Raw genomic sequence first — 23,490 nt, forward strand, 5'->3', positions numbered from 1 at the left:
TCTCTCGTCAAGTTGAGGCATCATGTATCTCGGTCTGGATATCGGCACGTCGGTGATCAAGGCGGCGCTCTTCGACGCCGCCGGCCGCGAATGCGCGGAGGCGGCAGAGCGCATGCAATTGCTGCCGGCGCCGATCGGCTGGTCGGAACTGGATGGCGATGCCGTATGGCAGGTCGCGGTCAGGGTCATCCGCGCGCTGTTTGCGAATTCCGCTTGCCGGCCAGACAATGTGCGCGGCATTGGCGTCACCGGCGTCATGGTCGGCGTCTGGCTGATGGATTCTGCAGGCAGGCTTCTGCGACCACCGGTGCTCTGGAACGACGCGCGGGCGCAGGGTCTGGTCGACACGCTGCTCACGCGTGAGCCGCAACTGTTCTCAAAAGTTTTCACCCATTCCGGCTCCATGATGCAGCTCGGCTGCACTTTGCCGGTCATTGCCTGGCTGAAGCAGAATGAGCCGGAGACACTCGCCCGCGCCAGCCATGTGCTCTGCGCCAAGGACTATATCCGCTATCGTCTGACGGGTCGCATCGCCACGGATGAATCCGAGGCGGCGATGGCGCCGGGCTCGGCGCATACCCGCGATTTCCATCCCGATCAGGCCTCGCTTCTCGGGATCGAGGATTTCACTCATCTGCTGGCTTCCGTTGAGCGTGGTGAGACCTTGGCGGGCGAGGTCACGGCCGAGGCGTCCGCGCTCACCGGCCTGGTCGTCGGCACGTCGGTGGCGATCGGAACCGGTGACACGGGCGCCTGCGTCCTTGGCGCCGGAGCTTACAAGCCCGGCCAGGCGGTGACCGTGCTGGGCACGACCTGCCTCAATGGAGTCCTTTTCGATCACGCGATGTACGAGCCACGCGACCTTGGCCTGCTGTTCATTATTCCCGGCCGGCGTTGGATGAAGACCATGGTCAATGTCGCCGGCACCACCGTGCTCGATTGGTGCCTCAGCGCTCTCTGCCCTGAGATCGCCGGTGGCGAAAGACCATACGAGACGCTGGGTGCATTGGCCGAGACGAGCCGACCGGGCAGCGAAGGCGTGATTTTCGTACCCTATCTCTCAGCCAGCGGCGTCATCGCACCGCGGATCGAGCCGCGCGCCCGTGCCGGCTTCCATGGTCTGGCGCCGCATCACGGCCGCGCGCAACTGGTGCGCTCGATCTATGAGGGCATGGCCTATGCGATCCGCGATTGCTACGAAGCGATCGGTGGCGCCGGCGAGGGAATCCGGCTTTCGGGAGGCGGCGCGCGCAGCCCGTTCTGGGCGCAGATGATTTCCGATGTGACCGGCTACGGGGTGGAAATCCCCGAGGGTACGCAATTCGGTGCCAAAGGGGCGGCACTGTGCTCGGCCGTGGCGATCGGCGATTTCGGCTCGCTCGGTGAGGCCGTCGAGGCGACCTATCGTACGAAGCGTCGGCATGCGCCGAACGCGAAGGCAAAATCAATCTATGACGAGGGATTTGCGCGCTTCACGATCGCCAGTGCTGCGACGCTGGATGTATTGCGCAACGTGGCCGCGATGGAGTGAAGCCGCCTATGGCGTCAGTGCAGCCAGACTGCGGCAGGCAAATGCCAAACTATTGAAGCGACGGTCTGGCGATCATTATCGCCAGACCGGGCTCCAAACGCCACGCGGAATTGATTTGGGTAACGAGCCCGCGTCCATCCGCCATAGGCCATATTGGCCTGCAACTCGCAAGTGTTTTCTGGGTCAGTATATCTAATGATCACAGCGCATGTGTAGAAAAGCTACAGGCTGAGCTGCTCCCCTTATTTGCCATGATTTCCGTTACTTATGAAAATCCCCGAAGCCGACCGTATAGGTCCACTCGCGCGATTCCGGCGTCAGATCGTCCGGCCCCTGGCGCGGAAAGCCGACATTGCGGATCGAGATGTCGAGCGGCACCGGTAGCATCAGAACCCGGGAAAGTTCGATCGGCGCCCCTGTCTGGTCCGTGGCACGGCGGATAGCAATGAAGATCGGGTGGCCGACGGCAATGCCGAGCAATTGTGCGATCTCTGCATCCGCGACGGCCGGAATATATTGGTCCTCGGCCTGCACGACAGTTCTGCCGAACTGGTGGCGTAGCGTCTGATACAGCGATTGCGACAGATGCGAGAGCTCCAACCCTTCGAGGAATTTCAGGTTCAGGCTGGTTTCGACCACCGCCAATGCCCGCCCGTCGGCGGCCACGAGGCGCTTGTGGCGATAGACCTGGTCACCAGGATTGATGCGGAAGAAAGCGCGTTCCTCTTCGGAAGTGGACGCCGGGGCGCTGGCGAGCACGGTGAATTCCGGCTTCAGTCCCTGGCCGATAATGCCCTCGGTGATCGAGGTGATGGCGCGATAGCGTTTCTCGACGCCCTTTCGATTGATGAAAGTGCCCATGCCATGCTGGCGAACCAGCAGGCCCTCCTGCACCAGAATTTCGAGCGCCTGCTGGATGGTTCGCCGGCTAACCTTGAATTCGCCGGCCAGCGGCAATTCACCGTCGATCTTGTCGTCGTAGTAACCGGAAACGATGCGGGCCCGGAGCGTTTCGGCGATCTGGATATAGACCGGTCTATGATCCTTCGCCGCTGCCTGTGTATTCAACCTGGCCCTCACCGGAAAAGCGCTATTCGAATTGCCTTTTATAGAGCGCGGACACCTGTTTGGCCATATTGGCGAGCACCGCGGTCAGAATTTTCTCGCCTTTTTCGGCGGTTGCCGCGGTGGCATCGCCGAGCACCGGGCTTTCGGAGAAGTCCGTCCAGCGATAGGCGACAGTGTTGAAATCCTCGGGAAAGACCGGATAGTTGGCGATCGCCTTCGCCATGTCGACGGCACCGGGCGCAAGATGCAGCATGTAGGAGGTTTCGATCTCGTCGGCATGCATGTACGCTGGATGCGCCTCGGGCTTTTCACGCAGAGCTGCGATTGCGGCGCCAGAGCCGGGATAGAAGAAATTGGCGATGGTGACGCCCTGTTCGCGCATGATGCGCTGCGCGTCGCGGATGGCATTGGCATTGCCGAGATGGCCGTTGATCACCGCAATGACCGATAAGCCTTTGGCCTTCGCCGATTGGGCGATCTCGACGATCGAGCGCGTCACCGTCTCGTTGGAAATACCGAACGAACCGGGCGCGTCGCCGAGCGACCAGACTTGGCCGAAAGGCAGGAGCGGCAGGCGCAAGAGCGGCGTGGCGCCATCGACCACGTGCACCAGTTCCTCGGCCATGCGGCTGGCCAGAATATTGTCAGTGCCGGCCGGCAGGTGGTCGCCATGGCTTTCGACGGCGCCGATCGGCAGGAGCAGCACCGGCTTTTGCGCCAGGGCGGCGATCATGTCGCTGTCGTTGAGCCGGCTTATGTCGGTTCTATCAATGGCCAAGATTGCTCCTCACTGCTTGAAGACGAAGGCGTGCTGCGGATTTTTCACGAAGAATTTCTCGATCAGTGCCTTGCCGTCGAACCCGGCATCATCGGCCTGTTCGCGGAAGCGCGGCACCCAGCTTTCGAGGATATAGCCGAGGCCGAGGCCCCCTTCGCCATAATTGCGATACATGGTGCGCCGGGCAATGTCGCCGCCGACCACCAGCTGATCCTCGTGGCCGTGGCGGACGAGATTGAGGATGCAGTCGATCAGTACGCTTTCGGGATGATACTTGATACGACTGATACCGTCGAAGCACATGAAGACGCCGGTCTCGGCGGCCTTGAGATGCAGCCAGTGGTCGGGATTGCGGTCGACATGGGCCATGGTCAGCCGCGACGGGTCGACGCCTTCGTTTTTGACGATCTTCAGCTGTTCCAGGATCAACGTGCCGAGTTCGGTATGCGAATGCAGCGGGCAGCCCGTCTCCTTGTGTGCGTCGAGCACGGCGCGGACCATCTTGTCTTCCGCTGCGGAAATCGTGTTGTAGCCGGTGCCGAATTTGGCGACGCCGCCCTTGAGATCGGTCCCGTCCATGCCGACGGTCAGTTCGCGCACCACATGGTCGCGGATCTCGGCGCGGCTATGGCCATCGATCCATTGCTGGAATGTGCCGCCTGTGCCGGCCATCTGTCCCGGCCACATGATCGCCTTGTTGAAGCCGGCGGTGGCGATGATCTTGATGCCCGTGCGGTCGGAAATCGTCTTCAGAGCCGTCGGGTCGCGGCCGTAGTCGATGGCGGTTGCATCGTAGACGGCCTGGCCGCCCTGCGCGGTGAACAGTTCGACATCCTTGATCGAGGCTTCGACGTCGTCGATCATGAAGTCGTCGATCTTCTTTTCCTTCCACAGCGGTGGAATGCAGAAGAGATGATCATGCGAATAGGTGACGCCCAATTCCGAAGGGGCGATGTCGCCGTTCAAAGTCCGGATGAATTCCATTGTCAGCGGTCCTTCTTGAGGTTGGCGAGCGCAAGAGCTGCGATGATGATCGCGCCCTGCAGGATGAAGCGTGCCGCCGGCGGCAGCGACAGCACATAGAGCAGGCTTTGCAGGAAGAAGAGAATGAGACTGCCGGCCGCGGCGCCCGCGGGCAGGAAGACGCCGCCCGAGAACAGCGCCCCACCGATGACCACCGCCGCGATCGTATCGACGGTGTAGCTGTCGGCAATGCCGATCGAAGCCATGCCGGTGATAGCAGACAGCAGGATACCGCCGAGCGTTGCCATGAAACTGGCGATGACGAAGGAGAGGATCACGATGCGGTCGGCAGCGATGCCGCTCAGCCGCGCCGCAGTGGCGTTTGCACCGGCAAGCAGCATCTTGCGGCCGGCAAGTGTGTAGTGAACGAAGAGCATCAGCACGAGGCCGACGATAAGCCAGATCACCACCGACCAGGGCAGGACGCCGATCAGCCAGCCTTCGCTGATCACCCGAAAATCTGCGGGGATCGAGCCGCGCGGACTGCCGCCGGTATAGACAAGGATGCCGCCGGTCAGCGCCAGCGAGGTGGCGAGCGTGGCCAGAAAAGCGGGGATACGCAGCGCCACGACCACCAGGCCATTGACCAGACCGACGACAAGCCCGAGCCCGATGGTCAGGGCCAATGCGATCGGCATGTTCGCCATATTGCCGGCAAAGGCGGTGGCGAGCACGACATTGGCGAGACCGGCCGTGGCGCCGACCGAAAGGTCGAGTCTGCCCATCATCAGGATCAGCGCCTGGCCGAGCGCGATAATGCCGAGCGGTGCTGCCTGGCGGGCATTGTCCATGATCTGCTGCATCGACACCTTGCCGGAGGCGACGAAGAGCACGATCAGCAGCACGGCGAGGAGGCCGATGGCACGTAGCGTGGCGGCACCGGGCTTGGCATTGGCAAGGAGCGGAAGCGCCATCATGCTTCTCCCGCCTTGCCGCGCATGAAGAAGACGAGCGCCAGCACGAAGATCAGCCCCTTGGCAATGTCCTGGTAATTGGTGTYGAGGTCGAGCAGGTTGAATGTATTGTTGACGAGCACCAGTGCGACGGCGGCGAAGAACACGCCGATCAGACTGCCCCGGCCGCCCTGCAGCGCCACGCCGCCGAGAATGGCGGCGGAGACCGCGTCCAGCGTATAGGCCTCGCCAATCAGCGGATCGCCCGACAATATCTTGATTGAGATAGCGACGCCGGCGGCAGCGGCGAAAAAGCCGGAGAGGGCGTAGACCGAAAGGTCGAGCTTCCAGCTAGAAACGCCATTGGCGAAGGCCGCGCGCGGATCGGAGCCGAAGGCATAGACGGACCGACCAAAGCGCGTCCAGCCCATGACCAGCAGGAAGATCGCATAGGCCATGATCGACAGCAACAGCGGCAGGGCCAGCAGCCTCTCCGAGCCGAACAGGAAATCGTAGAGGTCGTATTCGACTTCACCGCCCGGGGAGGGCAGGATGAGCAAGGTGATACCCTTTACGATCGCGGCCGTGGCCAACCCCATGACCAGAGGATTGATCCGGAAGAGGTTGATGCCGGCCGCGGTGAAGACGCCGCAGGCGACACCGATGGCAAGCGTCAGCGGAATGGAGACCCAGCCAAGCGTCGTCGACGTCAGCGCCATCGCCGCCGTTGACAGGCTGACGATCGAACCGATTGAAAGGTCGATACGGCCGGCGAACAGGACCATGGCTTCGCCCAGCGCCACCAGGCCGAGCGGTAGCAATCGCGTCGCGAGATTGGCGAGGTTCGCTTCAGTGAGAAAACTTGGTGAAAGCGTGCCGGTCAGCGCCACCAATAGGATGGTAAGCACCAATGCCGGTAGCGCAAGCAGCAGATTGAAGCGTAGCGAGCCCTCAAGCATGTTCGGCCACCTTCAACACATGCTCGTCCTCACCGATGCCGGCGGCAAGCCGCATGATCTTTTCTTCGGAGAACTCGGCGCTGCCGATCTCGCCGGTGATCCTGCCCTCGTAGAGTGTCAGGATACGGTCCGACAAGCCGATCAGCTCGATTAGGTCGGAGCTGATCAGGATCACCGAGACGCCCTGGTGTGTCAGTTCGTCGACCAGATGATAGATTTCGCTCTTCGATTGGATGTCGATGCCTTTGGTCGGTTCGTAGAGCACGAGCAGCTTTGGTCGATGCGCCAGCCAGCGGGCAAAGACGACTTTCTGCTGGTTGCCGCCGGAAAGCTGTCCGACGGGCTGTTCGAGGTCGGTGGAACGGATGGAAAAGCGCTTGCGCGCCGCCTCGCCGAAAGCGCGTTCGCGTGCCAGCGGCAGGAAGCCGAAGCGGGTCTCGTCGGAAATCGCAAACAGGCTCATATTGATGCGGATCGGCAGGCCAAGCGCCAGGCCTTCATGCTTGCGGTCGTCCGGAATGCTGGCAATGCCGGCGGCGATGGCCGCGGCCGTCGAGTTCAGCCGAAGGGCACCGCCTTCTAGGCGGACTATCCCTGCCGTGAACGGCCTAGTGCCGCACAGCGCCTCCGCGAGCGGCTTCTGCCCCTGGCCTTCCAGGCCGGCAATGCCGAGAATTTCACCGCATCGAACCTCAAGATTGATCGGCGGCAGAGCCGCGTTGCCGGCATTTTCCAGCGCGAAGACCACATCGGCGACCGCCAGATGCGGCCGCGGCGGGAAGATATTGGAGAGTTTGCGGCCGACCATGGCCTGGATCAGGTCATCGCGGTCGAAGGCACCGCGGCGGGCCTCCAAGGTCATCTCGCCGTCCTTCAGCACAACGACGCGGTCGGCGGCATCCATGATTTCCGTGAGCCGGTGCGAGATGAAGATCACCGATGTGCCCTGGCGTTTCAGCGTCGTCATTAGGTTGAGGACGATGTTCGCCGCCTTGGCGGAGAGCGATGCCGTCGGCTCGTCGAGAACCAGGAGGCGCGGTTCCTGAACCATGGCGCGTGCGATCTCCACCATCTGCCGCTCAGCGGCGGAGAGCGTCCGGCCAAGCTGGCGTGGATCGATGCCGAATCCGAGTTCCGTCAGTAGCCGGCCGGCGTCATCATGCATCCGCCGTTGGCGGATCAAGCCGAATGCATTGCGTGGCTCGCTGCGGAAGTAGATATTCTCGGCCACCGTCAGATCCGGCATGATCGCCGTTTCCTGATGCGCGATGGCGATGCCGCGGCGGATAGCTTCGGACGGACGAGCGGGGCGATAGGTTTCGCCGGCCAGCCGGATCTCGCCGCTGTCATAAGGCAGGTTGCCGGAAATGATGTTCATCAGCGTCGACTTGCCGGCGCCGTTCTCGCCGACCAGCGCCAGTACTTCGCCGGGCTTCAGCGTGAACGAGACATTCTTCAGCACCGTGTTGCGGCCGAACGCCTTGCAGATGCCGGAGACGGTCATCAATGGCGTTTGGCGGGCATCGGCGTTCGCGGAAACCATGTCTTTAATCCATTCAATTGGAGCGGCCTCAGATACACGACGCATGAAGCCGCTCCGCCCTCGCTCTAATCGGGTGCCGTTTGTCTCTTCACCCGCCAGGTTCGATCAGTCCTTGAAGGCTGCGCGTATCTGATCGTCGGTGAGGCGAGTGTTGACCCAGAAACTGTCGGATAGGTCGTCGCGGACAGACGCCTTGACCTTGCTGTCATCAATCACCGGCGGCGGGAAGATTGTGTCCTTCGAAACCGCTTCGCCCTTGAGCAGCTTCAGCGCCACCAGCAGCGATTCCGAACCGAGCCAGGTCGGCTTGGACGGCGCGACGGAGCTGAAACCCTTGTCCTCAAGCTTCACCCAGCGCTTAAGGTAGCCGTTGTTGTCTTCGCCGGTCATCGGCACCAGCTTGCGCTGGGCGGCGTCGAAAGCATCGATGGCACCGAGCGTCATCGCACCGCCCTGCGACCAGATGCCGTCGATTTCCGGATTGGCCGCCAACAGATTCGACACGGCGACCTTGGCCTGGGCATAATCCCAGGACGCATTGACGACGCTGACGATCTGGATATCGGGATTTTTCTTGAATACGTCCTGCGCACCGGCCCAGCGGTCGTCGCTGGCGGAAATGCCGGCAATGCCGTTGAGCGCGATGATCTTGCCCTTGCCGTTCAGCTTCTTGGCCAGCCATTCGGCGCCGGCCTTGCCAAAATCCTCGTCATTGACGGTGACGAGCGCATCATAGTCCTGCGTCTTGATCTTGGAGGCGAGCAGCACGACCTTGATGCCCTTGGCGCGCGCCTTCTTGACCGCCGGGATGACGGCTGTCGGCGAGATCGGCGTGATGATGATGGCATTGACGCCCTTGGTGATCAGGTCCTCGATATTGGCGACCTGCTTGTCGGCCTTGAGCTCGGACTCAGTATAGGCGACGTCAACCGTATCCTTGTGCTTCTCCGCTTCGGCCTGGAACTCCTTGTAGAGCTGCACGGACCAGGAATTGCCGCCGAAATAGATGTCGTAGCCGATCTTGTATTTGTCGGCCGCCGCGGCCGGCGCCGCGAGCCCAAGTATGATGGCCGCGGCCATCATTGCGTTCTTCAGGTTCATAGTGGTTCCCCTCGTTGCCAGAGCCTTAATGAGTGAAGCATGTTAACTTGACTGGTCATGTAGTCAAGTGGGAACGCGGATGCCTGTGCTCGCTTATGCAAACGTTTTTCCTGTGGTGGCATCCCGTCGCGCCCGATCTGCTACCTTCGGGATGGTTATGTAGACAAAAGCAATTTTATAGTGTATGGACAACAATATTGGGGGGTGACATTATGAACGCAAAGAAAGTCGTATCCACTTGCCTTACAGCTCTGTTGGCTTTTGCAACGCCCGTTGGAGCGGATGCGACCGAATGCGGCAAGCTGGCGTCGGTCAAATACAACAGCAAGGTCGTCCGCACCACCGCGGATAGCGTTTCCTTCGTCAGCAGCCAGCTTGCCGTCGACGCCGACGGGGCTCCGAATTCCTATCGTGTGGATGGCAATGGGCTGTCCTATACCTGCGACGGGGTCACAGCCGTTGGCTCGACGCCGGACAGTGACCCGAAACATTGGCAGCAGAAGTGCCGCGACGGCTGGAAACTTGCCCTGCAGACCGGGGACTATACAAAGCTGCGCATTTTCGGCTTCTTGACCGGTGCCAAGAATGTGCCGGTCAAGCAGGACGCCGGTGACCCCCTCCCGAATGAAGCCTATATCACGACGACGAGTGTTTCGGTTGCTGATGGCCCTGCCGGAACACAGCGCCACTGGATCGATGCCAACGAGATTCCGTACATTGTGTTGTCGCCAAAATTCGTGAATGATTTCAAGGTTAGGCCTGGAGACCTCGCTGTCGTCTATCGACCAAAGACCGGTAAATTTGCACTGGCGGTCTATGGCGACGGAGGCAAGCTGGGCGAGGCATCGGTACGGCTGCATCAGGATTTAGGCAATGATCCTATGGTCGATAAAGGTGGCGTCAAACGCGCCAAGCGCGGTCTTGATGACAGCACGCTGGCGGTGGTGTTTCCCGGCGTGACAACTGCGCCCACCGTCAATGCGCAGAAATGGCGTGACGAGATCAAGTCCAAAGGGGACGCTGCGCTGAAGAAGTGGGGCGGGATAGAGCAACTCAAGGCATGTGCCAAGTAGGGTCGATTCCGCCTTCTTTCGACGGGCGGCGGCGCTCAGCCTGATGCTGTCGGCAATCCGTCCACCGCCTGTCGTACCCAGTCCAGCCGCTTGGCTGGAATCAGGCCGTAATTGTAGAAATTGATGCCGTCCGCCCCTGCTTCGATCGCCGCCTTGGCGCGCGTGGTCAGATCCTCGGCTGAGATCATCTCGGGATAGAACACACGCAAGCCGACGCCGAGATATTTATCCGGGCCGAGTGCGGCGCGGCCTTCCTTCATCACCGCCGCAGTCTGGTCCGGCGGCATGAAATAGCAGCAGAGAATGGCGCCGTCGCAGATCTTGCCGACGGCTTCGAGATCGACGCCGCCGAGCCACCCGTCCTTGAGGTCGATCAGCACGACCTTCGTCGCCGGATCTGCATTGTCCTTGATTTCCTTGATCAGGCTGGTGACCGGCTCCGTCCGCCATTGCAGGAAGGCATGCAGTGCCGGCCAGGCTTTGAAGGCATCGATGCCGGCACCAGGGAAGTCGGCAAATTGCCTTGCCGGAATTTCGCGCTCGCACATTTCGGCGATGAAGCCGGCCACGGTCCGCTTCGCCTCTTCCATCGGCACGCCGGCCGCAGACGCGCGCCGCATGCAATGATCGCAGAAGCAGAGCGAGAGCAGGAAATCGTCCTCGTCGTTCAGCCCGACGCCATCCTTCTCGTGATGGTATTCATGGGCGAAACCCATGAAATTCGGGCTTTCGAGCTCCAGCATATCGGGCCTGTAGTTTGTCGTCACATCCTTCACCAAAGTGACGACATAGTCGCGCGCCTCCGGGCTGGACGGGCAGAGATTATAGTAATTTGGATTGCCGAAAGCGTTGCGGGTGACGTGGTTGGAATGCAGCATGCCGAGCCGCGTATTGTGCAGGCACACAGTCCAGCAGGACACGTTCATGCCGCCGCGGTCACGCTCCTCGATCAGAGCCTTGAGCATATCGCCGCGCACGCCGACATTCTGCGCCCTCAGAGGGCGGATCAGTTTGTCGGCCCATAGCTGCTCGTCGGGCGTGAAATAGACCGTGCCGTCTTCCGGGAAATAGGCCTTCTGCGCCGGGCTGCGCGGCTGCAGGAAGCGCCCGGCGTGATAGGATGTGGCGAGGCTGATCGTATTGAGTCCGGCGCGATCGCGAAGATCACGGAAAGTGCCCTCCATCCCCTGGTCCTGAATGTCCCAGGGATAGGTCCACATGGAAAGATGCATGGCGTGTCCTCGTTTGCATTTCGTGCGCACGCTAACTTGTCTACCTACGTAGTCAAGACCGAAGCGATCTCTCCGCGATTGCCGTCATTGTCTATCCGGCGATGCCTTTGCTCCATCACGCCGCCGGCGGATGCAATCTCGTGTCGAGGGCAAAGGCTTCCTGCAGTTTCAACGTATAGGCACCGGCTGCGCTGCCCGCCAGGAAGATGAGGTTCCAACTGTGCCGGGAGACCGTACTGGGGATCGCTACGAAACGATGGCGGTGAAGCAGGTCGTTGCCGAAGTCCTGCTGCCCGGCGCCTGGTATGCCTGGACGCAGCCAGTTCGGATTGGGAACGTCTGCCGGATTGACGACGTGGATATCGGCGACACTGGCAATGACGGCAGCCGTCATCACGTGCGGCAGCGTGTCGAGGACACGAAAACCCTTGTGGACGGCGACCTCGAGTATGGCCGTTGCGGGATCGATCGAACAATAGACCGCCCTGACACCCTTGCTGTTCCACCGGCCGCCGACACGATAGGCGCCTTCACCGCTGTCCCATGTCGACGCATAGCCGGCCTGATCGAGCCGCCAGGCTATCAACTCGGTGCCGCCGAGCGCCAATGGCAGCAGAGTCATGCATAGACGCCGTATTCGAGGCGTTCGAGGTGAGCTTCGACGAGCTCGACGCCGGCAGGCGTACCGAGGAGATCTATGGGGCGATGCTGGTCGAGCCCGGTCGCGGGACGTTCCAGCCATTGTTCGGCCTCCGCCTGCGATCCGAAGACGTCCGTCGCCTTGGACAAAATCTCGGCGAATTTCCAGGTTCGCCCGCTTTGCTCCTGGCTGAGCGGCTTGGAGGGCGCATCCTTCCGCCGTTGCCATGTCCTGAGGCTCATGCCAACTGCTTTTTCAAGCGACTCCGTTTTGCCGATGACAATCAACTGTCCGACAAGATGGTCCAGCGCCGAAGCCGGCAGGCCGCGCAGCAGCAATTCATGTGCATCGAGAGGGCTGGTCAGGCTGCGCGACAGCACGCGGGAACCACCGAGCAACGCCGCTACCTTCTGCAGTTCGCCAGCCGTCGTTTCCGGCGCTATTTTCTCTGCCAGCACAGCCATGAGGTCATCCTATGTCAGTTGTCGCACTATATATGACAGGTGTCGCAGCCGAATTCAAGGCAGGCAAGTACCTTACCCTGTTTGTGGCCGGCTGACCTTGCCAAGCAGCCAGTCGCGGAAGGCGGTGGCGACCTTGTTGTGCTGGCGATCTTCCGGCAGCACGATATAGTATCCGAATTCGGTTGCCATCGGCAGGTCGAAGACCGGCACCAGGGCGCCGGTGCGGATCTCCTCTTCGATCAGATAGGACGGCAGCAGCGCCACGCCCATGCCTGCCAGCACCGCGGCGATGATCATCGAGAACTGATCGAAGCGGTTGCCGCGGAAACCGTTTTCGGCTGCCACCCCATTGGCTTCGAACCATTGCGACCAGAGCCGCGCCCGTGTCGTCAGGTGGATCAGCGGCGCGCCGGCAAGATCGGCCGGGGTTGCGAGACCAGCCGCGACGCTGGCACTGGCCACCGGCAGGACGATCTCGCTGCAGAGGAAAGTGGGAATGGCCTTTGCCCAGGTCGGCTGTCCGTAATGGATCGCCAGATCGAAACCCTCCCGTTCGAAGTCGAAGGGTTCCGAACGCGACTCGACATTGAGCGCCACCGATGGCCTGTGTGCCAGAAAATCCGGAAGCCGTGGCATCAGCCAGCGCGAGCCGAAAGTAGGCAGGGTGGCGATGCTGAGCGATTCCTCTTTTTCAGCGGCGGCAACCGCGCGGATCATCAATTGCTCGGACTGTGCCAGCAGGCGCCGCACCTCCGGCAGGAAACGCTGGCCGGCGGCAGACAGCACGACACGCTGGCGGACGCGCTCGAAGAGCAGCAGGCCGGTTTTCTGTTCGAGGTCGCGGATCTGCCGGCTGATCGCACTTTGGGTCAGGTTCAGCTCTTCCGCGGCGCGGGTGAAGCTGCCGTGGCGCGCAGAGCATTCGAAGGCTTGCAGATCGACAATATCAGGAAGCAGGCTGCGGCGCATGTTCATTCCCGTTTCGCACGATCTACTCTTACTCTGCCGCCAAAACGCCGGCTACACATAATGTTGATGCGAAATGAGAATAGCAGAGACCCGAGCGGCGGGACTACTTTCGTGCCAGGCTAAATGAGAAGTGGCTGCCGCGGTGATAATCGATCGCATAGATCACCGGTATGCCGGCGGCATTGAAACAGGTCTCGGTGATCAGCAAGGCCGGTCCGAAATCCCGGAGATCGTTGCGCTCGACGACGTCGTTGGGCAGCATGACTGCGGACACCGTCGCCGCCGACATGCGCGGCTTGTTTCTGTATTGATCGAGCAGCGCCAGCAGCGAGCCGCTCCAGTCGATGTCGTAGAGCCGTGTGGGGATAATGCTGCGCGGAACGTAATCCACACAGTACATGATCGGCTCTTCCTTCTGCAGCCTCAGCCGTTCGATGCGGATCGCACGGTCCGAGGATTTCAACTGCAGCTTCTCCATCACCAGCTTGTCGGGGCTCTCCTCGGCGATCGACAGCACCTTGTTGACGGTTGTATAGCCGTAGTGCTTCGTCATGGCGGTGACACTTTCGAACACCGTGATCGGACGATCCACCTGCACTGCCGAAATGGCTGACACGAAGCGGCCGCGGCCATGCTCGACAAAGATCAGGTCGTCCTGTTCAAGCAGTTTCAGGGCCTCGCGAATGGCGGGCCTGGAGATCTTGAAACGCTGGGTCAACTGGGCTTCGGTCGGAAGCTTGTCGCCGGGCTTGAGCCCGTCTTCCCGGATCAGGTCGGCGATCCGGTCGCGCAGCTGGATTGCCAGGGTTCGCGCATCACGCAAAGGCTCATCCACGGCCGCCGTCCTCTTATCATCCGCCCACCCATTTCTTGTCTGACAATGCGTGACCGGTCAAGATATTTCCATGTCGCCATGGTGTTAAACGCGCGCCACTCTGTGTCCAAAGTCCGTGCAAAATCACCATAGCGCGCTTGACAGCCATATCTGTAGATGTCAGTTGTCTTACAACTTTGAACCGGATTTCAGTTTCCACGGGGCTGCAGCATGCTCAATTTCGATGAACAAAGATTCCTCCGCATCCAGTCCGGGGCGGTTGGATTGCGCCAGCGGCTCGACCAGGTCATCGGCGCGTGTCTTGCTGCCGGCGCCGAAAACATTCATTTTCTCGGGACGGGCGGTGCAGCCATCCTGATGCAGCCGGCAGCACAGCTTCTACAGCGCCGGTCGCGCTTTCCCGCCTTCATCGACTTCCCGGCCGAACTTGTTCTGGCAGGCTCCGTCAATCTCGGACCGAAGTCGATCGTCGTGATCCCGTCACTATCGGGGACGACCAGGGAAAGCGTGGCTCTTCTCGCCGCCGCCAAACAGGCCGGCGCAACGGTGATCACGCTGGTCGGTCATGCAGAAACCGCGCTCGGCAAGGGTGGCGATCATGTCTTCGTCAATTTCGCCGAGGACGATACGTCCTGCGAGTCCTTTTACCTGCAGTCGCTGTTCGTCGCGCTGTCGATCCTGCGTCATCGCGGCGAGATCGCCGACTACGAGGAAATCGCAACGCAACTCGATACCCTGCCGGGCCTGCTGCTCGATGTGAAGCGCGCCTATGAACCGAAGGCCGCGGCGTTTGCCGGCATCCTGGCCGGTTCCGACTATCATATCATCACCGGCGCGGGGAATGTTTGGCCGCAAGCGTTCTACTACGGTATGTGCATCCTCGAGGAGATGCAGTGGATCCGCACGCGGCCGGTGCATGCGTCCGACTTCTTTCATGGTACGCTTGAACTGGTGGAGAAGGGTGTCTCCGTCATCCTTTTCAAGGGCGAAGATGCGCTCAGGCCGCTGGCGGAGCGGGTCGAAAATTTTGCCCCAAACTATACCGACAAGCTTACGGTGCTGGATACGGCCGGCTTCGATCTCCCCGGGGTCTCCACCGAAGTGCGTTGCCTGATCTCGCCGGTCCTGCTTGCCACGGTGCTCGAACGCATCAGCGCCCATCTCGAGGTCATGCGTAACCATCCGCTAACCACGCGCCGTTACTACAAGCGGGTCACCTACTGATCTGCACCTCAGTCGGCGACCCGGTGGGGAAGAGCTATGAAAAAGCTTCGCATTGCGGCGGTCGGCGACAATTGCGTCGATAAGTTCCGGCCACCCGTCAATCTGTCGCTGGTCGGCGGCAATGCTGTCAATGTCGCTGTGCAACTTGCCCGGCTGGGCCACGACGCCTTCTATTTCGGTGCTGTCGGTCGGGATGCCGACGGGTTTCGCACGCGGCAAGCGTTGATGGCGAATGGCGTCGGCGTCGCGCATATGGTGGAGCGGCCGGGCAAGACGGCGCATACCGATATAGAGACCTTGCCATCCGGCGATCGGGTCTTCGTCTTCGAGGATTTCGGCGTCTGCGCCGGCTATGCGCCGTCAAATGCGGATATCGCCGTGCTGAAGACGATGGACCATGTCCATATCGGCTGGCTCGACGACGGCGGTGCTTTGCGTCGCACGCTTGCGGCTGCCGGAGTGAGCGCGTCGCAGGACATCTCCGTCAATGCCGATCCCGCCAATCTGGGCATTGATGGGCTGACCGTCGCGTTCGGTTCCGCCGATGGCGACGGAGAACTGGCCGAACGCACAGCAGTGGACTTGCTTATACGTGGCGCCAAGGTCGCGGTGGTGACCTGTGGCGCCGACGGCTCTTATGCAGCCACGGCAACCGCCAAGGCGAAAACCGGCATCACGCCTGTTGACGTCATCGATACGACCGGCGCCGGCGACAGTTTCATCGCCGGCTTTCTGTCCGTTTACGTCGCGGAGGGTTCGCTGCAGGAGGCGATCGAACGCGGGCGAGAGCGGGCGGCGCTCACCTGCGCCCATGTCGGCGGATTTCCACAGGAACCGCAGCCGCTTTGAACGGCTGCGCCACTATAGAGCGGAGCTGGCCTATTTCAGCACCAGCCAGCCCGACAGGATGATGATCACGGCGCCTGCGATCGTATAGGGATCGACCGGCGATGCGAACAGCAATGCGCCATAAAGGCAGCCCCAGATGATCTGGCTGTATTGGAACGGCGCGATCACCGAGGCTTCCCCGACACGGAAGGCGCGCACCAGGAGCGCATGGCCGCCAAGACCGAGAATGCCGGCGATCAGGGTAATGCCGAGCTGGTTGCCGCTGATCGCCGAAAATCCGGTGCTGCCCAGCACGGTGAGGAAGGTCACCGGGGTCATCACCGTCAACAGGCTGCCGACCAGCGCTTCGTCCCGCTCCGCCGTCTTGGCGCGCCTCAGCAGCAGCAGAGACAGCGAAAACAGAAATGTCGATCCGAACGCAGCGGCATGGCCGATATTGAGCGTTGCGGCGCCCGGTCTCAGCGCCACCGTCACCCCGACGAAGCCCAGAACCACGCCCAGCCAGGCAAAGCGCGACAGCCTTTCCCCGAGCAGAAAGAAGCTGAGCACAGCAACAAGCGTCGGTGTCAGGAAGGCGATCGTGTAGGCTTCCGACAGCGGCAGACGCTTGAAGGCGTAGTGAATGAGCAGCGTTTCGCCCGCCAGCAACAAGGCGCGCAGCACGGCAAGCCCCGGATGGACCGGCACGAGATTGCGCAGGGTGCCTTTGGCCAGCGCATAGGCAAGCAGCAGCACCAGGCCAACAACCGTGGTCATGAAGGTGATCTGCGGCGCCGGCAGGTCGATGGCGAGCAGCTTGATCAGGGCGTCGGCGCCCGAGAACACGGCAAAGGAAATAGTCGCAATGCCTGCGGCGCGCATATTGGACCGGCCGGGAGCCGCGGCTTCGGGCAGGTTCAGCGATGTTTCAGCGGACATTGAAGCGGCCGAACCGTTCTTCGATGCGCGCCTGGGCGTATTCGAGTCCGATGGAGAGAAGCCAGTAGATCATGGAGGCGGTTATCAGCATTTCAATGTGACGGAATTCCGTCTGGCCTTGGGTACGGGCGAGATACATGATCTCCCACACGCCCACAACCGAGACAAGCGAGGAATCCTTTAACATTGCAATAAATTGATTGCCGGTCGGCGGGATGATCACTCGCATCGCTTGCGGCAGGATGACGAGCGCCATGGTCTGACTGGGGCTAAGTCCGAGAGCGGCCGCACCCTCCGTCTGGCCGCGTGAAATGCTCTCGATGCCGGCGCGGAAAATCTCGGTCATGTAGGCGCCGTAGCAAAGCGACAGCGCCAGGATGCCAGCGGGTACGGCGCCGATCACATAGCCCACCTGCGGCAGGCCGAGATAGATGATGTAGATCTGCATGAGGAGCGGCAGGCCACGGAACAGCGAGGTGTAGAACGTCGCCAGCCCGTAGACGACGCCGTTTTGCGACAGCTTGGCGATGGCGCCGACCAGGGCGACGGCGGTGGCGACGGCGATCGAGATCGCGGAAATGTAGAGTGTCGTCGTCACGCCCTGGGTGATCAGGAAGCCGATCTTGCGGGCGATGAAGGAGAAGGACAGGTCGAACGAATAGAAGAACAGCATCAGGAGAACGAAGAGCTCGATCCAGACGCCGGCGATCTGATAGGAGCGCGGCAGGAACCGCAGCAGCTTCCAGTTCACCGCCGCGATGAGCGCGATCAGCACGCAGGAGACCAGCCGCCCGCCGGCCGGATTGTCTGACAGCCAGCCATTGCTGATCGGCAGCAGATAGCCCAGCCATTTCGAGCTGATGCCCATCAGGTAGAGAGCGAGCACGATGACGGCCAGGACGAGGACGCTGCCGAGACGACGCGACGCATCGGGATAGGTCAGAATCAAACGGCCGATCATGATGTTCCTTCCGGCAAAGTCTTGTTCAGGCGGCGCGCTCGCGCCACCAGTCCTGCGCCTGCAGTTTCCAATAGGTAAGTTGTGCGACGGCGAGGCCCGCCAGGCCACCTGCCCAGACCAGGCCGAAGGGCTTGAACAGCGTGTAGCGGTCCGATTGGCCGAGAATGCCTTCCGCCACCACCTTGCCGCCGGCAGCGGTCGTGTTGAGGCCATGGCCGCCGAACGCCGTGCAATGCCAGACACCGGGTTCGACCTGCCCGATCTGGGGCATGAGATGGCGGGCATAGGACATGAGGCCGGACCAGGCGAGCTCCGTCTTCAGCGCGATCAGTTGCGGATAGGTCGTGGTCATCTCGTCGCGGAGTTCCTGCACGAGGCCGGCGGTCGATGCTGCCCGCGTCGTGATCCGCCCGCCCCAGAGGATGCGCTTGCCGCCATCGACCAGTCGATAGTAATCACCGGCGCGGCGATTGTCGCCGATCGCATCGGTGGTGGCGATGGCCGTGGCGATCAGGTCCGGCGCTTCCTCGCTCACCATCACATAGGTGGCGATCGGCAGGAAGGCGCGTTTCAGCCGCGGTTCCAGATTGCCGGTATAGCCGCCGGTGGTGAACACGACATTGCGGGCTCTTACCTCGCCGCTTGTGGTGCGAACGCGCTTTTCAGACGCGGTGAAATCCTTACCGGTCGCGGCGGTCCGTTCGTAAATTTTTCCGCCCAGCCGCTCGATCTCTGAGGCAATGCCGCGCAGATAGTTCAACGGATGCATATGGAATGCCGAGGGGCTGCGCAGGCCCTGGAAGTAGCGTTCGGATTTCAGCACTGCGCGCACTTCGTCGCGCTCCAGATACTCTAGTTCATAGCCATATTCCCTGGCGACCTGATCGCGATAGGCCTTGAGCGACGCGCCGTCGTCATAGCGCATGACACTGAGAATGCCGGGGTGGGGATCGGCGCTTTCGATACCGAGATCGCGGATCGTGTCGCCGACGAAGTCGACACCTTCGATCGACAGCAAATGCAGTTTGCGGGCGATGTCCTTGCCGGCAATACGGGCAATCTCCTCGCCGCCCGTGGCGTAGCCGGGACCAACGAAACCGCCATTGCGTCCCGAGGCGCCGAAGCCGACACTCTCGGCCTCGAGCACAACCACGGTCTGGCCGGCGCGGCAAAGCTGAAGCGCAGTTGTCAGACCAGCAAGGCCGCCACCGATGATGACGGTGTCGCATTCGGCGCTGCCCGATAAAATGGGGCGCACCGTTTCGTCTGCCATGGTGCGTTTGTAATATGTGTCAGGATAGGCCATCGAAGATCATCCGCGAGAGGCGGCGCGGGCGATGGGTGCCGCGCGCGCCGGATTGCATCAGTCGGCACTGTAGTCCTTGCCATACCATTTCGTGGTCAGCTTGCTGAGCGTGCCGTCCTTTTTCATGTCGGCAATCAGTCTGCCGATCTTGGCCGTCCATTCCGGATCGTTCTTCTCTGCGATCACCACCAGCGGCTCGCGAAAAGCATATTCGCCTTCGATGATGCGCACCGGATAGCCGTTCTTGATGGCGTTCTGGGCGGTCTGTTCCGGCGCGATCACCACCTCGACACGGACGCCTTCACCCAGGCGAAGATCATCGAAGGGCAGCATCGAGTCGGCATAGGTCTTCACCTCGCCGGGCGTTACCTTGTAGACGATCGGCGGCATGCCGGGTGCGTCGATCTGGAGTTGGCGATTGATGAAATCCTCGGATGTCGTCGCCGTTTCTACGCCGATGACCTTGCCGTTGAGGTCGTCGACCGTCTTCGCCTTGCTGTCCTTGTGCACGACATAGACATAGGGGCTGTAGTAATAAATGCCGGCGAAATCGATGACATTGGCACGCGCCTTGGTCGGGGTCACGGAGCCGACGCCGAGATCGTAACGGCCCTGCCAGTGGCCACCGGTCAGCGTCGCCCATTCCGGCGTCTCGAAGCTGACGGAAACACCGAGGCGCTTGGCGATCTCATGCGACACGTCGATGTCGAAGCCGACCAGTTCGTTGTTGTCGTCCAGGAAGCTCTGGGGCGGCCAGCCGCTATTGGTGGCGACCACCAGCGCTTTCTTCTCCATGACGCGATTGAGCGTCTCCCCTGCTTGCGCAGCGGTTGCCAGGGTCACGAACGTGGCGCCCAGCGCCAGCCATTTGAGCAGTGTCCTCACCGAATCCTCCTTTTCGAGCAGCTTTCCCGTCATGTAAGATGTCTGACAACATCAGATGAAAGGAAACGAGTGCTCGTGTCAAGCGGCCATTCCCCAGTGCGAGCAGATTTCCAGGGTTGCTGCGCGCCTTGGATATCCAGCCTCGGACGGCCTCTGGGGCTCCGGATAATTCCTTGTCGCAACGGCGAGCAGGGCCGCTCAGCGGAACGAAAGCGGCTGAGGATCGGGCCTTTGGTTGCCGCACGGCGAGCAGGTTTCTTCAAACGGCTGCTTCACTAAGATCATTCTAAATTGGAATGAAGTCAGTCAAATCTGTCGCATAAAAATGCCGTTCGATTGATCTATGATGAGAAAATAGAATGATTGCTTTGCAAGTTGGAGACATTTCATGAAGACTGCCGAGTTTGCTTCCGCCGATGCCATCCGGTCGGATTTTTCTGCGGCGATGTCGGCCATGTATCGCGACGAGGTGCCGGCTTACGGGACATTGATGTCGCTTGTCGCCACCGTCAACCGGCAAACGCTTGYGGCAGATCCGCATCTCAGGACGCGGCTGGATACAACGGATTCCCTCGACCGCATTTCCGATGAGCGCCACGGCGCGATCCGGCTGGGAACCGCTGAGGAATTGTCGATGATGCGCCGCGTGTTTGCTGTCATGGGCATGCATCCCGTCGGTTACTATGATCTTTCGACCGCCGGCGTTCCGGTTCATTCCACCGCCTTCCGCCCGGTGGGCGATGCGAGCCTGAAGCGTAATCCGTTCCGTGTGTTTACCTCGCTGCTGCGGCTCGACCTGATTGCAGACGAGGCGTTGCGCCAGGAGGCTGCGAGCGTGCTGGCAAGCCGCAGGATTTTCACCGATGCGGCCATCGATCTGGTTGAAAAGGCGGAGCGCGATGGCGGTCTGAATGCGGCTGACGGAAAGCGCTTCGTCGAGCAAGTGCTGGAAACCTTCCGCTGGCATGACAAGGCCATTGTCAGCGCCGATCTATACAAACGTCTTCATGATGCTCACCGGCTGGTCGCCGATGTCGTCTCCTTCAAGGGGCCGCATATCAATCACCTGACGCCGCGCACCCTCGACATCGATGCGGTGCAGGCGCTGATGCCGAAACACGGCATCGTGCCCAAGGCGGTGATCGAAGGGCCGCCGACGCGCAAATGCCCGGTCCTGCTCCGCCAGACCTCGTTCAAGGCGCTCGAAGAAGCCGTGTCGTTCCGCAGCGATGACGGCGGCTGGCATGCCGGATCGCATACGGCCCGCTTCGGCGAGATCGAACAGCGCGGTGTTGCGCTGACGCCGAAGGGCAGGGCGCTTTACGACGCACTGCTCAATGAGGCCCGTGCCCGCGTGACGCCCGCAGCGGACGGCTCCAATGCCGCCGTCTATGAAGAGGCGCTTGGCGATGCCTTTCGCGCCTTCCCGGACGATTGGAACGAAATCCGCAAGGCCGGCCTTGGCTATTTCAGCTATTCGCTGACCGGCAAGGCAGTGAAGGCCGCCAGTGGCAGGCTCGATCTGGATACAGTGATCGCAGAGGGCATCGTGCAGTTCGATCCGCTCGTCTACGAGGATTTCCTGCCCGTCAGCGCGGCTGGCATCTTCCAGTCGAATCTCGGCGACGCAGCGACGCAGGCTTTCGTCGCCAGCCCGAACCAGCTGATGTTCGAGCGTGACCTCGGCGCCAGCGTGCTGGACGAGTTCGCCCATTACGCGGCGATTGAACGCGGCTCGATCGACGATTGCCTTGCCGCGCTCGGCACCATCATGGCTGCGGAGTGAGCGGCAGGCGATGATCGACACGAACCACATCGCGGCGCTGAAGGCCCTGCTTGGCGACAGAGGCATTGTCGATGCCCCTGCGGACATGCTGGCTTACGAAACAGGCGCGCGTTACGACAAGGGTCGTGCCGCGCTTGTGCTGCGGCCGGTTTCGACCGAGGAGGTTTCCGCCGCCGTTGCTTATTGCGTCGGCAATGGCATCCGGCTGGTGCCGCAATCCGGCAATACCGGCCTGGTTTCCGGCTCGACGCCGGATATGTCGGGCACTGAGATCGTGCTGAGCCTCGACCGGGTGACGCGCCGTTTCGACCTCGATCTCGACAACCGTTCGCTGCACGTCGATGCCGGCTTCCGCCTTTCCGAGGTGAACCGTCGCCTCGAGGCGCATGGCCTGTTTTTCCCCATCGATCTGGGCGCCGACCCGCGCATTGGCGGCATGGTGGCAACCAATACCGGCGGCGCGCGCTTTCTGAAATATGGCGATGTCCGCAAGAATACGCTCGGCCTTACGGTCGTTCTGGCAGACGAGGCCGGCACCGTGCTCGACCTCTCGCAGGATCTGCGCAAGAACAATACCGGCGTCGACTGGAAGCAGATGTTCATCGGCACGTCGGGCGCATTCGGTATCGTTACCGAATGCGTGCTCAATCTCGAACGCCTGCCGGCCCAGACGGCGACAGCTTATCTCGTGCCGGCCGATGGTACGAAGGTCATGCCGTTGCTCCGGAGAATGGAAGAGCAACTCGGCGCCTACCTCTCCGCCTTCGAAGGCATGTCCGGCAATGCAATCGCAGCCGCGCTTGCCCATGTGCCATCGCTCCGCAATCCGTTTCAAGCAGGCCGAATCCCCGATTATGTGATCCTCACCGAAATCACGCGCAGCTGGCAGCCGCGCGACGGCGAGCTGTCGCTCGACGCGGTGCTGGAAAGCGTGCTTGCCGAGATGTTTGAGGATGAAAGCGGACTGCTTGCCGACGCCTTCATCGGCCCGCCGACGGAAATGTGGTTGTTGCGGCACGCCCTGTCGGAGGGCGTAAAACATAGCGGACGATTGATCGCATTCGATCTATCTTTCCGCCGCGGCGACATTATGGCTTTCTGCGACCATATGAAGGTGGAAGTGCCGAAGACGTTTCCTCAAGTGACTGTCTGCGACTTCGGCCATATCGGCGATGGCGGCGTGCATTTCAACCTCGTCATCGACAAGGATTCACTCGATGCCGCCGATCCGGATTTCGAAAAGCGGCTGCGCGATTGGGTGTTTTCAATCGCGGTCGAGAGATTCGGCGGCAGCTTCAGCGCCGAACACGGCATCGGCCGGAAGAACCAGGCCTATTACGATCTCTATACCGTGCAACCGATCAGAACGCTGGCAGCCGGGCTGAAGGCGATCACATCGCCCGGCCCGCTCGGCAGCATCCGTTTCTAGCCCATTCAGAACAGGAGTTTTCG

The 23,490-nt window shown here is 61.3% G+C and carries 22 protein-coding genes; 6 read left to right on the forward strand and 16 right to left on the reverse strand.

The window, feature by feature from the left end; genetic code table 11:
- Positions 1–22: 22 nt before the first annotated feature.
- Positions 23–1,531 carry an FGGY-family carbohydrate kinase gene (locus AC1DYF_RS03570; RefSeq protein WP_477875295.1) on the forward strand — a complete coding sequence of 503 codons (1,509 nt, stop codon included), beginning with the start codon at positions 23–25 and terminating at the stop codon, positions 1,529–1,531.
- A gap of 261 nt (positions 1,532–1,792) precedes the next feature.
- Here the strand turns inward: AC1DYF_RS03570 and AC1DYF_RS03575 are convergent, their stop codons facing one another.
- From AC1DYF_RS03575 to AC1DYF_RS03605, 7 genes are all read right to left on the reverse strand, one after another.
- On the reverse strand, positions 1,793–2,599 hold the full coding sequence (locus tag AC1DYF_RS03575; RefSeq protein ID WP_477875296.1) for a GntR family transcriptional regulator: 807 nt from the start codon (positions 2,597–2,599) through the stop codon (positions 1,793–1,795).
- 22 nt (positions 2,600–2,621) lie between these two features.
- Positions 2,622–3,377 carry a creatininase family protein gene (locus tag AC1DYF_RS03580; RefSeq protein ID WP_477875297.1) on the reverse strand — a complete coding sequence of 252 codons (756 nt, stop codon included), beginning with the start codon at positions 3,375–3,377 and terminating at the stop codon, positions 2,622–2,624.
- 9 nt (positions 3,378–3,386) lie between these two features.
- Positions 3,387–4,361, reverse strand: coding sequence for a phosphotriesterase family protein (locus AC1DYF_RS03585; protein WP_477875298.1), 975 nt, complete (start codon positions 4,359–4,361; stop codon positions 3,387–3,389).
- A gap of 2 nt (positions 4,362–4,363) precedes the next feature.
- Positions 4,364–5,314 carry an ABC transporter permease gene (locus AC1DYF_RS03590; protein WP_477875299.1) on the reverse strand — a complete coding sequence of 317 codons (951 nt, stop codon included), beginning with the start codon at positions 5,312–5,314 and terminating at the stop codon, positions 4,364–4,366.
- Positions 5,314–6,252: an ABC transporter permease gene (locus AC1DYF_RS03595; protein WP_477875300.1), complete on the reverse strand. Its 939-nt coding sequence runs from the start codon at positions 6,250–6,252 to the stop codon at positions 5,314–5,316. The genes AC1DYF_RS03590 and AC1DYF_RS03595 overlap by 1 nt, the downstream gene beginning before the upstream one ends.
- A complete protein-coding gene (locus AC1DYF_RS03600) occupies positions 6,245–7,795 on the reverse strand; it encodes a sugar ABC transporter ATP-binding protein (protein WP_477875301.1) in 1,551 nt (516 codons plus the stop codon). Before AC1DYF_RS03600 ends, AC1DYF_RS03595 begins: the two co-directional genes overlap by 8 nt.
- Positions 7,796–7,900: 105 nt before the next feature.
- On the reverse strand, positions 7,901–8,896 hold the full coding sequence (locus tag AC1DYF_RS03605; RefSeq protein WP_477875302.1) for a substrate-binding domain-containing protein: 996 nt from the start codon (positions 8,894–8,896) through the stop codon (positions 7,901–7,903).
- 212 nt (positions 8,897–9,108) lie between these two features.
- Here AC1DYF_RS03605 and AC1DYF_RS03610 point away from each other — a divergent pair, with 212 nt between their 5' ends.
- On the forward strand, positions 9,109–9,969 hold the full coding sequence (locus AC1DYF_RS03610; protein WP_477875303.1) for a hypothetical protein: 861 nt from the start codon (positions 9,109–9,111) through the stop codon (positions 9,967–9,969).
- Between the two features lie 35 nt (positions 9,970–10,004).
- Here the strand turns inward: AC1DYF_RS03610 and AC1DYF_RS03615 are convergent, their stop codons facing one another.
- The 5 genes from AC1DYF_RS03615 to AC1DYF_RS03635 form a co-directional block, all read right to left on the reverse strand.
- Positions 10,005–11,201 carry a hypothetical protein gene (locus AC1DYF_RS03615; protein ID WP_477875304.1) on the reverse strand — a complete coding sequence of 399 codons (1,197 nt, stop codon included), beginning with the start codon at positions 11,199–11,201 and terminating at the stop codon, positions 10,005–10,007.
- Positions 11,202–11,316: 115 nt separating this feature from the next.
- Complete coding sequence (locus AC1DYF_RS03620; protein WP_477875305.1) at positions 11,317–11,823, reverse strand: RES family NAD+ phosphorylase; 507 nt, start codon at positions 11,821–11,823, stop codon at positions 11,317–11,319.
- Positions 11,820–12,305, reverse strand: coding sequence for a type II RES/Xre toxin-antitoxin system antitoxin (parS, locus tag AC1DYF_RS03625; protein ID WP_477875306.1), 486 nt, complete (start codon positions 12,303–12,305; stop codon positions 11,820–11,822). The genes AC1DYF_RS03620 and parS overlap by 4 nt, the downstream gene beginning before the upstream one ends.
- A gap of 72 nt (positions 12,306–12,377) precedes the next feature.
- On the reverse strand, positions 12,378–13,280 hold the full coding sequence (locus AC1DYF_RS03630; RefSeq protein ID WP_477875307.1) for a LysR family transcriptional regulator: 903 nt from the start codon (positions 13,278–13,280) through the stop codon (positions 12,378–12,380).
- 97 nt (positions 13,281–13,377) lie between these two features.
- Complete coding sequence (locus AC1DYF_RS03635) at positions 13,378–14,109, reverse strand: GntR family transcriptional regulator (protein WP_477875308.1); 732 nt, start codon at positions 14,107–14,109, stop codon at positions 13,378–13,380.
- Positions 14,110–14,319: 210 nt separating this feature from the next.
- Here AC1DYF_RS03635 and AC1DYF_RS03640 point away from each other — a divergent pair, with 210 nt between their 5' ends.
- Positions 14,320–15,333: an SIS domain-containing protein gene (locus AC1DYF_RS03640; RefSeq protein WP_477875309.1), complete on the forward strand. Its 1,014-nt coding sequence runs from the start codon at positions 14,320–14,322 to the stop codon at positions 15,331–15,333.
- 36 nt (positions 15,334–15,369) lie between these two features.
- Positions 15,370–16,182: a PfkB family carbohydrate kinase gene (locus tag AC1DYF_RS03645; RefSeq protein WP_477875310.1), complete on the forward strand. Its 813-nt coding sequence runs from the start codon at positions 15,370–15,372 to the stop codon at positions 16,180–16,182.
- A 30-nt stretch (positions 16,183–16,212) separates the two neighbouring features.
- Here the strand turns inward: AC1DYF_RS03645 and AC1DYF_RS03650 are convergent, their stop codons facing one another.
- From AC1DYF_RS03650 to AC1DYF_RS03665, 4 genes are read right to left on the reverse strand one after another with little or no spacing between them, the layout of a single operon-like run.
- On the reverse strand, positions 16,213–17,100 hold the full coding sequence (locus tag AC1DYF_RS03650) for a DMT family transporter (RefSeq protein WP_477875311.1): 888 nt from the start codon (positions 17,098–17,100) through the stop codon (positions 16,213–16,215).
- The gene (locus tag AC1DYF_RS03655; RefSeq protein ID WP_477875312.1) at positions 17,090–18,061 is read right to left on the reverse strand and encodes an amino acid ABC transporter permease; all 972 of its coding nucleotides are present in this window, start codon (positions 18,059–18,061) and stop codon (positions 17,090–17,092) included. Before AC1DYF_RS03655 ends, AC1DYF_RS03650 begins: the two co-directional genes overlap by 11 nt.
- Before the next feature lie 25 nt (positions 18,062–18,086).
- Positions 18,087–19,367 carry an NAD(P)/FAD-dependent oxidoreductase gene (locus AC1DYF_RS03660; RefSeq protein WP_477875313.1) on the reverse strand — a complete coding sequence of 427 codons (1,281 nt, stop codon included), beginning with the start codon at positions 19,365–19,367 and terminating at the stop codon, positions 18,087–18,089.
- Positions 19,368–19,424: 57 nt separating this feature from the next.
- Positions 19,425–20,285, reverse strand: a complete 861-nt coding sequence (locus AC1DYF_RS03665) for a transporter substrate-binding domain-containing protein (protein ID WP_477875314.1) — start codon at positions 20,283–20,285, stop codon at positions 19,425–19,427.
- A gap of 355 nt (positions 20,286–20,640) precedes the next feature.
- On the opposite strand from AC1DYF_RS03665, the gene hglS reads away from it, so the two are divergent.
- The gene (hglS, locus tag AC1DYF_RS03670; RefSeq protein WP_477875315.1) at positions 20,641–22,038 is read left to right on the forward strand and encodes a 2-oxoadipate dioxygenase/decarboxylase HglS; all 1,398 of its coding nucleotides are present in this window, start codon (positions 20,641–20,643) and stop codon (positions 22,036–22,038) included.
- 10 nt (positions 22,039–22,048) lie between these two features.
- Positions 22,049–23,467 carry an FAD-binding oxidoreductase gene (locus AC1DYF_RS03675; protein WP_477875316.1) on the forward strand — a complete coding sequence of 473 codons (1,419 nt, stop codon included), beginning with the start codon at positions 22,049–22,051 and terminating at the stop codon, positions 23,465–23,467.
- Positions 23,468–23,490 lie beyond the last annotated feature (23 nt).

The sequence above is a fragment of the Rhizobium sp. P2_G9 genome, assembly GCF_056403475.1.

Excerpts from the sequence above, each read along its gene's own strand:
- AC1DYF_RS03620 (WP_477875305.1), bottom strand. The coding sequence starts at position 11,823 with ATGACTCTGCTGCCATTGGCGCTCGGCGGCACCGAGTTGATAGCCTGG.
- AC1DYF_RS03655 (WP_477875312.1), bottom strand. The coding sequence starts at position 18,061 with ATGATCGGCCGTTTGATTCTGACCTATCCCGATGCGTCGCGTCGTCTC.
- AC1DYF_RS03615 (WP_477875304.1), bottom strand. The coding sequence starts at position 11,201 with ATGCATCTTTCCATGTGGACCTATCCCTGGGACATTCAGGACCAGGGG.
- AC1DYF_RS03660 (WP_477875313.1), bottom strand. The coding sequence starts at position 19,367 with ATGGCCTATCCTGACACATATTACAAACGCACCATGGCAGACGAAACG.
- AC1DYF_RS03675 (WP_477875316.1), top strand. The coding sequence starts at position 22,049 with ATGATCGACACGAACCACATCGCGGCGCTGAAGGCCCTGCTTGGCGAC.
- AC1DYF_RS03585 (WP_477875298.1), bottom strand. The coding sequence starts at position 4,361 with ATGGAATTCATCCGGACTTTGAACGGCGACATCGCCCCTTCGGAATTG.
- AC1DYF_RS03665 (WP_477875314.1), bottom strand. The coding sequence starts at position 20,285 with ATGACGGGAAAGCTGCTCGAAAAGGAGGATTCGGTGAGGACACTGCTC.
- AC1DYF_RS03645 (WP_477875310.1), top strand. The coding sequence starts at position 15,370 with ATGAAAAAGCTTCGCATTGCGGCGGTCGGCGACAATTGCGTCGATAAG.
- AC1DYF_RS03605 (WP_477875302.1), bottom strand. The coding sequence starts at position 8,896 with ATGAACCTGAAGAACGCAATGATGGCCGCGGCCATCATACTTGGGCTC.
- parS (WP_477875306.1), bottom strand. The coding sequence starts at position 12,305 with ATGGCTGTGCTGGCAGAGAAAATAGCGCCGGAAACGACGGCTGGCGAA.
- AC1DYF_RS03640 (WP_477875309.1), top strand. The coding sequence starts at position 14,320 with ATGCTCAATTTCGATGAACAAAGATTCCTCCGCATCCAGTCCGGGGCG.
- AC1DYF_RS03590 (WP_477875299.1), bottom strand. The coding sequence starts at position 5,314 with ATGGCGCTTCCGCTCCTTGCCAATGCCAAGCCCGGTGCCGCCACGCTA.
- AC1DYF_RS03650 (WP_477875311.1), bottom strand. The coding sequence starts at position 17,100 with ATGTCCGCTGAAACATCGCTGAACCTGCCCGAAGCCGCGGCTCCCGGC.
- AC1DYF_RS03630 (WP_477875307.1), bottom strand. The coding sequence starts at position 13,280 with ATGAACATGCGCCGCAGCCTGCTTCCTGATATTGTCGATCTGCAAGCC.
- AC1DYF_RS03600 (WP_477875301.1), bottom strand. The coding sequence starts at position 7,795 with ATGGTTTCCGCGAACGCCGATGCCCGCCAAACGCCATTGATGACCGTC.
- AC1DYF_RS03570 (WP_477875295.1), top strand. The coding sequence starts at position 23 with ATGTATCTCGGTCTGGATATCGGCACGTCGGTGATCAAGGCGGCGCTC.
- AC1DYF_RS03610 (WP_477875303.1), top strand. The coding sequence starts at position 9,109 with ATGAACGCAAAGAAAGTCGTATCCACTTGCCTTACAGCTCTGTTGGCT.